This window comes from Streptomyces sp. NPDC006510, from assembly GCF_040611955.1.
Lineage (GTDB): Bacteria > Actinomycetota > Actinomycetes > Streptomycetales > Streptomycetaceae > Streptomyces.
In genome coordinates, this window is sequence record NZ_JBEXPH010000281.1 from 1 (window position 1) to 8,316 (window position 8,316).

Below are 8,316 nucleotides of genomic sequence, written 5' to 3' on the forward strand. Positions count from 1 at the left end.
ATCCGCATACCTCACACACCACGGAATACAGCCATTACGGCGAACGCGTCAGGGACTTCGAGAAGGTTCACCCCAACGGGCCGAAGTCAGTAACGTCTTGGCGTGATCACAGAGAGCACATCCGTGATGGTCGACATTCGAAAGTACAACGGCACCCTGAGTGCTCGGTGGACTGCCACCCGGCTCGGTGAAGACGAGCACGGAGTGTGGTTGGGCACGGCGCAGGGTATCCCCATCAGTTCGACCACGGGCGGCTGGACAAGCCGGTTCGCGTACGTGATGTTGGTCCCGCGGGGTGAGTGGTGGACGGCCACGTTCTGTGCGGACCCGGGCCCCGAGATGTACTGCGACGTGTGCACGGTTCCCGAGTGGAATGCGGAAGGGACCGCCCTGCGCATAGTGGACCTCGATCTCGATGTCGTGCGGCCTCGTGGCGGCGCAGCCCATATCGAGGACGAGGACGAGTTCGACGAACACCGGGTGCGCTACGGCTACGCTGACAGCGTCATTCGCGAGGCCAGACGGACCTGTGAGTGGTTGATGGAGGCGGGTCGTCACGATGGTGACGGCATTGAACCCTTCGCATCGGTGTACCGCTACTGGCTCGACCTCATCGGATAGACCAGGACGCGGTCTCGCCCCGTGCGTGAGGTAGCGACGTCCTCTTGGCCACGGCTTCCGCCGCGGAACTTCCGAGCAGCACCGCTCTCCCTGACTGAGATCGACGAACAAGTTCGGAGGGCTGCAGCGCCCGCGCGAACGGAAGCGAACCGGTTGGCTCTCACCGGCCGTGTGATGGAATAGCGCATCCTGAGCAAAAGGTGGGGGAAGCAGTGGCGGAGCGTAAGAGATCTCTTGTACTGGCAAGCGCGCTCTTGCTGGCGGCAACTGTGGTCACCGGCTGTGCCGCCGAACCCGTCGCAGACACGAAGGCCGAGGCCTCGAAGAACCCCGCGATTCGCACGGACACCGCGCCGCTGGCCAGGCGCCTGCCGACGCTCGGTCGGATCGTCTCGGCGCACTGGCAGCAGGAGGCTCCCGGTGCGGACAGTCGAGTGCCCGGCCCTACCGACTACTTCGTCAGCGCCCTCATGGAGCTCGCCCCCGGATCGGTGGCCGCCTTGACGGCGTCCACGAAGCTGCAGCCGGCTGTCCTCGGGGCCGAGTCCGAGAACACTGCCATTCCCGCCGAACTCGCCGAGTTCGCACCGGCGGGGGCGCAGTGGGTCCACAGCAACACGCTCGACGAGAGCTTGGTGCGTGCCGACTCCGCAAAGCTCTACTTCGACCTGGCCTCGGACACCGTCTACCTCTCCGCCGTCAACGTGCGCCTGCCGAATGCCGCCACGGTCCACGTCGGCCCGGACGGCAACCCGGTGACCATCACGCCCACACCGCCATCACCCAAGCCGCCAACATCCACGCCATGAGCGGCCTCGCGAGTCGGGCCATGGCTCACTGATCGTCTCGCTTGATCATTGGTTTGGTGTGGGTGCCGGCAGGGATCCGGTCGACGAGGAATGGGCCGGGAGCCCGTATGCGTACGAAGGCTCGGCGACCGCGCGCGAGCAGGTGATCGCCAGCGCCCGGGCGGCTTCCGGTATGTGTCCGGGTCCGGGATCAGCCCGGGTCGGATGTTCGGGTCGAGCGCGATGAACATCCCCCTTCCCGCTTCCCTCCGCATGAGCTCCTCGTAAGCGCTCGCTCCCGGTTCGAGTACCAGCGAACACGTGCCGAAGGACACGCGCGTGTCGTGGCGGGCAGTCGGTGCGGGGCCTCGAAGATCCGGTCCGCGGTGCCTTCGACGTAGAAGCTGTACGTGGCCGAGCCGTCCGCGCCGATGGAGGCCGCTGTACATCCGGTTGCCTTCCGCAGCCGTGGAGAACAGCGAGGAGAAGTACGAGGGGAACATCGCGTCGTACGTGTTGTAGGTCGCTGTCACCGTGACGACGAACAGCAGCAGCCCCAGAACGCCGGGTAGGTGAGCAGCGACTTCACGTCCGCCACCGTGACCGAGGAGGCGGCGTGGTCGACGGCGGCCGCCCGGCGCCGGTCGGTTACCCGGATCGTAACCAGCAGGCACACGGAGATTGCGGCGGACCCGGAAGCGGCCCAGAGGCCCAGGGGCCCGCAGACGTAGATGTACAAGGGAAGCAGCACCAGGCCACCGGCCCAGTACAGGAGGTTCTTGCGCAGGCCCAGCTTGTCCTGGATGAAGCCGTAGACCGGCATGGTCACCGGACAGCCGACGGCATTGGCACTGATGACGAAGGCCCGCCCGTTCTCTGCTGATCCCCTGATCCGCCCGCAGGATCGGCCGGCAGGTCAGCCCGGCGGCCTGGGCCCGCCTGCCGCTTCTGCCAGAATCGCCATATGGCTGAAGACAACACGGATCACGGCTACCTGCTGGACAACCAGCAATCGGAGGCAGGGATCCGCTTCGGCGCCCTCAGCGAGTTGTTCGATCCGGTGACGTTCCGTCATGTCGACCGGCTGGGGATCGCCGCCGGCATGCGGTGCTGGGAGGTCGGTGCCGGTGCTCCGTCCGTACCCCTCGGGCTGGCCGAGCGGGTCGGCCCGGCGGGAGCGGTGATTGCCACCGACATCGACGTGTCGTGGACCCGAGAAATCAACGGTGGCGTGATCGAGATACTGCGGCACGACGTGGCAGCCGACCCGCCGCCGCCCGGCGGCTTCGACCTCGTTCACGCCCGACTGGTCCTGGTACACGTCACTGATCGCGCCGAGGCACTGCGGCGGATGGTCCAAGCGCTGCGGCCCGGCGGCTGGCTGCTCCTGGAGGATGCCGACCCGGGATTGCAACCGCTGTTGTGTCCGGACGAGTCCGGTCCCGAACAGCGGCTTGCGAACCGGCTGCGATCCGGCTTCCGCGCCTTGATGGCGGCGCGCGGCGCGGACCTCGCGTACGGGCGAACGCTCCCCCGGCTGCTGCGTGAGGCCGGTCTCGAGGACGTTCAGGCCGACGCGTACTTCCCGATCACCTCGCCGGCTTGTGCCGTCCTTGAGGCCGCGACCGTGCAGCAGATCCGCCGGCGTCTGGTGGTGGAAGGACTTGCCACCGACGAGGAGATCGACCGCCACCTGGCGAATGTCGCCACCGGCCGCCTCGACCTTGCCACCGCCCCTATGATCTCCGCGTGGGGACGCCGCCCGTAGCCCTCCCCGATCGTCTCTCGCGTGCATCCGTCGTCCAACCGAAGCGCTTCCTGTCTTGTCGGCGGGTTCGTTCCGGTCCTTCGTACGATCGAGGCGCTCCGTTGATCCCTACGTGACTGAACTGCCGGGACAGTCAAGGAAGTTGTCGCTGTCGCAGCAGAAGCCGCCACGGAATCCGCCGCGGAAGCGGTGCGGATGGGGTGCGGAACCGCTGCGAAAGCGGTGCGCGTCTTGTGGGAGGAGGCGTGGCCGACGGCGATCCGGGGGAAGGCGAAGACCGAGGGCGGCGGCAAAGTACTCCTCGCCGACCAGATCGGCATGCGCACCGACCAGGTCACCGGCCGCGCCTGGGGCGAAAGGGACGCACCCCGGTCGGATGCGGCAGCTTCGGCGGACCGCACATCCTCTGCGTCCTCGAATGCAAACCTCCAGGTTTCGGATCAATATCGGCCGTAACCACAGTGCGTGTGTGTCGGAGCTCTCGGCGTCCCGTGTCACCACACCTTGAGTCATTGCCAGGCAGACGTGTCTGCCCCGGGAGTTCATGTTCTCTTTCTCTTTTCTTCCGGCAGCCGAGGTCTCATCCGCGCTCGCGGAGGTACGCGTCCAACTCGGCGGCCCCGGACAGCATCGCGCGGCCACGGGCGGACAGCCGTGCGTGCCAGTCGTTCAGGGCGGCCTCCAGCGGCTCCAGCCCGCCAGCCGCCCGTACCTGGGTGATCAGCGGGGCGATCTGCTCCAGCAGGTAGCCGCCCCGCCTGAGCTGGTGGGCCAGCCGGGCGTCCCGTACGTCGGCCTCGTCGTAGACGCGGTACCCGGTCAGTGGGTCACGGCGCGGGCATACCAGCCCGGCGCGCTCCCATTTGCGCAGTGTCGCGGGCCGGATACCGAGCTTCGCTGCCAGCGGCCCGATGAACGTGCCGCCGTGCCCGGACGCCGCGTCGGGCTCGGACGCCGGGATGGGTTCCGATGCCGGCGTGGGCTCCAGGTCACGGAGGGCGCTCGCCACGGCCTGGAGTGTCTGCCGGTCGGCGAGCAATTGAGCGTGGCTCTCGTCGACGAGGCGGAACGCCACATCGACCGTGCCCTCGTTCACCGCCCGCATGATCGACGTCGCCGTCCGGTGGCCGTGGCCGGGCACCAGGGCGAGGAACGCACGCAGGGCCTCCGCGTGCAGCGGTGTGTAGGTGCGGTAGCCGTGGGGTGTGCGGTCGGCGGCCGGAAGGATGCCGGCCTCCTCGTAGTTCCTGATCGCCTGCGTGGACAGACCGTGCCCGCGCGCCAGATCAACCGGCCTGAGTCGCTCACCGTTTTGAAGCTTTCGTCCCATGAGACCGACGATATCGCGGCAAAGTTTCAACCGAAGGTTCAACGATACGGTTGAAGGCATGACCACTGACATCAAGGACACCGTCCATGCCGTCGAGGCTGCCGCCGTCATGAGGCTGCTGCCGACCCGGCCTCGGCTGCTCGCCCTGGGCGAGCCCACCCACGGCGAGGACACTCTGCTCGACCTGCGCAACGAGCTCTTCCGGCAGCTCGTCGAGCAGGAGGGCTACCGGACGATCGCGATCGAGAGCGACTGCATGATGGGCCTGGTCGTGGACGAATACGTCACCTCGGGCACGGGCACCCTCGACGAGGTCATGGAGCGCGGAATCAGCCACGGATGGGGCGCGTCCGCGGCCAACCGCGAGCTCGTGCGCTGGATGCGCGAGTACAACGACGGCCGACCCGCGTCCGAGCGGCTCCACTTCGCCGGCTTCGACGGCCCGCTGGAGATCACCCACGCCGCGAGCCCCCGGCAGGCCCTCACCGCACTCCACGACTGCCTCGTGGCCCAGGTGGACGCGGATCTACTCCCCTGCACCGCGGAAACGCTCGACCGCCTGCTCGGCACCGACGACCCGTGGACCAATCCCGCCGTGATGAGGGACCCGGCCCAGTCCGTGGGGCGGTCGGCCGAGGCAACGGAGCTGCGGCTGCTCGCCGACGATCTGGTGGCACTGCTCGACCAGCAGACGCCGCACCTGATCGCGGCGACCTCGCGGAACGACTGGGACCGGGCGCGCCTGTACGGGCGCACTGCCACCGGCCTGCTGCGCTACCACCACTGGATGGCCGACACCTCACCGGCCCGCATGACCGGGCTGGTGGGCGTCCGGGACCAGATGATGGCCCACAACCTCCTCGCCGTCGCCGAACGGGGCCCGGCACTCGTCCACGCCCAGAACGCCCATCTCCAACGGGCCAAGAGCTCGATGCGGATGGGCGGGATGCCGCTGGAGTGGTGGAGCGCCGGTGCGCTGGTGAGCGCCCGGCTCGGCAAGGAGTACGCCTTCGTGGCCACGGCCCTCGGCACGATCCGGCACCAGGGAGTGGACACGCCGCCGCCGGACACCGTCGAAGGACTCCTGTACGCGCTCCCGGAGGACCGCTACGTCGTCGACGCCCCCCGGCTGGCCACCGCCCTCGGCGACACACGGCCCGCGCCCCGCGTATCCCCCTGGTTCGGCTACGCCCCGCTCGACCCGGCCCACCTGGTGGACACCGACGGCATCGTGTTCGTCAAGGACGTCCCGCAGAGCTAAGGGCTGTCCCGTAGTCCCTGGCGGGCGTGCGACGACAGCTACTTCCCCAAGCTCTCGGCTGCGCTTGAGCAGGGGAGGCCCCACTCCTCGCCGCGTTGTCGGAACGCCCGAATACATCCAGTATTCGGGCGCCCCTCCGCCTTGCGATGCACCGCATCCGACGCCGCACGCTGATCCACCAGGGACTACGGGACAGCCCTTAGCGTCTTTCGCCTGGATCAGGCCGGATCAGGGTGCGGGGTCTGGTGCAGTCGATCGCAAGGCGGAGGAGCCCGCGACCGTCTCGCGCCTGGTGCAGCCCTCGTACAGCTCGCGCTGCCCGAGGGCTGCACCGGGCCATTCAACGCACAACGGCACACGCTGGATCCGGCCCTGATCGATTCGGCCCTGGTCAACGCGTCATCGCACGGTCTCCGGACGAACTGACGGTTGTCGATGGGATCGTGAAGAATGCCAGTGCTGCGAGGGCCGCCACACTCGCTGCAAGTGCCAACGTGCCCGGCAGGGACCAGTTCGCGACCGGTCCGGCAACCGAAGCTCCGAGAGCGAATCCGGTGATCTTCAGGCTGGCACCGGTGGTGAAGATCTGGCCCCGCAGGTGTTCTGGGGCCTCCCGGTGGCGGACTGCGAACAGTGCGGCCAGTTGGGGGCCTTCACCGGTGCCGATCAGCAGTACGGCCACAATCAGCACGGCCGGCTGATCCGACATCGCCAAGACCAACGCGGCAGCCTGGACGAGGGCACTGACCCAGATGATCGTGTCTGGGGCGACCGAGCGCGGAAACCGCGCGAGCACGGCATTGGCCATCAGGGCGGAAACCGCCGCGCAGGACAGCAGCATCGCGCCACGACCGGCCCCGCCCAGGACACGCTCGCCGAGGAGCGCGATGCAGGCCGTCAGCATGCCTTGAGCGGCACAGGAGACGACCGAGGTGAGGGTCGCTCGGGCCAGAGGCGGTCTCCTGACGATGACCCGTATTCCGGCAGCAAGGTCGCTGATGACCGAAGTCGTCCGAAGACCCTGCCCCCGACCAGGACGGGCGGGCAGCAGCCACGCTGCGGGCAGCGCCAAGCCGATGAGACCCGCGGAGACCACCACAGCCGTCGGGGCCCCCAGCACCTCCGCCGTACCGCCTGCGAGACCCGGACCGGCCAGACTCGCCGCACTGAACGTCATGGCATCGAGCGCGTTCGCCCGGGGCAGGCCGCCAACCGGCACCACGCGAGGCAGTTGGGCCGTCCATCCGCCCGACAGGGCAGGCCCCAGCAGCCCCGTCAGAACTGCGATCAGGATGGTGACAGCGAACGGCAGGCGGCCGAGCCCCACGAGGATCATCCCCAGGCCGGCCGCGTACAGGACGAGGGATCCGGCCAGCAGACGGCCCGGCCGTCCCGCTCTGTCGAGGAGCGCCCCGAGCACCGGCCCTCCTACCGCGGCGGAGATCGTGACGCCCGCGAGCAGTGACGACGCGTCGGTGGTCGATCCGGCCAGCGTGAATCCTGTCAGCATCAATGCCGGTCCTGACATTTCGTCCCCGGCCCGAGCTGCCACTGCTCCGGCGAGATAGCAGTGGAGTGGGTAACGCTCTTTCATAGGCAGGACGTTACGTAAGTAACTCAAAACTTCGCAATATGCGTTACATTGCGCAGGTGTCCCACAACATCGACGACTGGTCCACCCGGCACTCCGTACTGACCATGGCCCGCCGGACCGCCGCCCTGATCAACGCACTCGATGGCGACTGCCCCGACCCGGCCGAAGTCGCCGATGTGCTCCGTGCATACGGTGAGACAGACCCCGTCGAACTCACCACTCGCGATGTCGCCGGGATGCGCGCGGCTTCTACCCTGCTGCGGGAGGTCTTCGCCGCCGAAACCACCGACGGTGCCTCCGGCTGCCTCAATCGCCTCCTGCAGAAGCACACCGGACCGCTCCGCCTGACTTCGCACGGGGGCAGCACCCCCTGGCACCCCCATCTCGACCACGACGACAACGCCCCCTGGGGGGAGTGGCTCCTCGCCTCGTCCTGCATGGCCCTGACTGTTCTCGTCTGGGACCGTCAGCGTCCGCCCGGCAGGATCTGCGCATCATCCAGCTGCCGGAACGTCTTCATCACACAAGGCAGCGGCCCGGAACGCCGCTACTGCTCCCGCCGGTGCGCAACCCGCGAACGGGTCGCAGCCCACCGGCGCTCCCACTCCGCCGCGCAGCCGAGCGAAACCGAGTAGATCGCCCGGAGCCAATGCAACACTCGCTCGGCCGTCGCCCATGCCGAACGCATCCCGGGCTCCGTTCAGCATCTCGCCCGAGCCCTCATATCGCTCGGGGGCGTTCATGTGGCAGCGGCAGCCAAATATCGCCCGCGAGCGGCCGGTTACTGACTTCGGCCCGTTGGGGTGAACCTTCTCGAAGTCCCTGACGCGTTCGCCGTAATGGCTGTATTCCGTGGTGCGTGAGGTATGCGGATGGGGGCGGGCTGACCGCTGCGGGTCGGCTGCGCCGTGAGTCGGTGCGGATGCAGGCGGCCGAGTTGTTCGAGCAGGGAAT

Annotated in this window: 8 protein-coding genes and 2 pseudogenes; 6 read left to right on the forward strand and 4 right to left on the reverse strand. The window is 68.2% G+C overall.

Going from position 1 to position 8,316, the window contains the following annotated elements; translation table 11 throughout:
• Window positions 1-102: 102 nt before the first annotated feature.
• Window positions 103-621 carry a DUF402 domain-containing protein gene (locus ABZY11_RS40745; protein WP_356484006.1) on the forward strand — a complete coding sequence of 173 codons (519 nt, stop codon included), beginning with the start codon at window positions 103-105 and terminating at the stop codon, window positions 619-621.
• A 212-nt stretch (window positions 622-833) separates the two neighbouring features.
• Window positions 834-1,430 carry a hypothetical protein gene (locus tag ABZY11_RS40750; RefSeq protein ID WP_356484007.1) on the forward strand — a complete coding sequence of 199 codons (597 nt, stop codon included), beginning with the start codon at window positions 834-836 and terminating at the stop codon, window positions 1,428-1,430.
• A gap of 167 nt (window positions 1,431-1,597) precedes the next feature.
• Here the strand turns inward: ABZY11_RS40750 and ABZY11_RS40755 are convergent.
• Window positions 1,598-1,848 (reverse strand): annotated as a pseudogene (locus ABZY11_RS40755) (carbohydrate kinase); the annotation flags it as partial.
• Between the two features lie 90 nt (window positions 1,849-1,938).
• Complete coding sequence (locus ABZY11_RS40760; protein WP_356484013.1) at window positions 1,939-2,232, reverse strand: MFS transporter; 294 nt, start codon at window positions 2,230-2,232, stop codon at window positions 1,939-1,941.
• Window positions 2,233-2,373: 141 nt separating this feature from the next.
• Here ABZY11_RS40760 and ABZY11_RS40765 point away from each other — a divergent pair, with 141 nt between their 5' ends.
• The gene (locus ABZY11_RS40765) at window positions 2,374-3,177 is read left to right on the forward strand and encodes a methyltransferase domain-containing protein (RefSeq protein ID WP_356484008.1); all 804 of its coding nucleotides are present in this window, start codon (window positions 2,374-2,376) and stop codon (window positions 3,175-3,177) included.
• 580 nt (window positions 3,178-3,757) lie between these two features.
• Here the strand turns inward: ABZY11_RS40765 and ABZY11_RS40770 are convergent.
• A complete protein-coding gene (locus ABZY11_RS40770) occupies window positions 3,758-4,507 on the reverse strand; it encodes a TioE family transcriptional regulator (RefSeq protein WP_356484009.1) in 750 nt (249 codons plus the stop codon).
• Window positions 4,508-4,565: 58 nt separating this feature from the next.
• Here ABZY11_RS40770 and ABZY11_RS40775 point away from each other — a divergent pair, with 58 nt between their 5' ends.
• Window positions 4,566-5,768, forward strand: a complete 1,203-nt coding sequence (locus tag ABZY11_RS40775; protein ID WP_356484010.1) for an erythromycin esterase family protein — start codon at window positions 4,566-4,568, stop codon at window positions 5,766-5,768.
• A gap of 391 nt (window positions 5,769-6,159) precedes the next feature.
• Here the strand turns inward: ABZY11_RS40775 and ABZY11_RS40780 are convergent, their stop codons facing one another.
• A complete protein-coding gene (locus ABZY11_RS40780; protein ID WP_356484011.1) occupies window positions 6,160-7,362 on the reverse strand; it encodes an MFS transporter in 1,203 nt (400 codons plus the stop codon).
• Between the two features lie 38 nt (window positions 7,363-7,400).
• On the opposite strand from ABZY11_RS40780, the gene ABZY11_RS40785 reads away from it, so the two are divergent.
• On the forward strand, window positions 7,401-7,997 hold the full coding sequence (locus ABZY11_RS40785) for a CGNR zinc finger domain-containing protein (protein ID WP_356484012.1): 597 nt from the start codon (window positions 7,401-7,403) through the stop codon (window positions 7,995-7,997).
• A gap of 224 nt (window positions 7,998-8,221) precedes the next feature.
• A pseudogene (locus ABZY11_RS40790) lies at window positions 8,222-8,316 on the forward strand (transposase); the annotation flags it as partial.

Coding starts and splice junctions, on each gene's coding strand:
- ABZY11_RS40780 (WP_356484011.1), bottom strand. CDS start 7,362: ATGAAAGAGCGTTACCCACTCCACTGCTATCTCGCCGGAGCAGTGGCA.
- ABZY11_RS40760 (WP_356484013.1), bottom strand. CDS start 2,232: ATGCCGGTCTACGGCTTCATCCAGGACAAGCTGGGCCTGCGCAAGAAC.
- ABZY11_RS40765 (WP_356484008.1), top strand. CDS start 2,374: ATGGCTGAAGACAACACGGATCACGGCTACCTGCTGGACAACCAGCAA.
- ABZY11_RS40770 (WP_356484009.1), bottom strand. CDS start 4,507: ATGGGACGAAAGCTTCAAAACGGTGAGCGACTCAGGCCGGTTGATCTG.
- ABZY11_RS40775 (WP_356484010.1), top strand. CDS start 4,566: ATGACCACTGACATCAAGGACACCGTCCATGCCGTCGAGGCTGCCGCC.
- ABZY11_RS40785 (WP_356484012.1), top strand. CDS start 7,401: ATGCGTTACATTGCGCAGGTGTCCCACAACATCGACGACTGGTCCACC.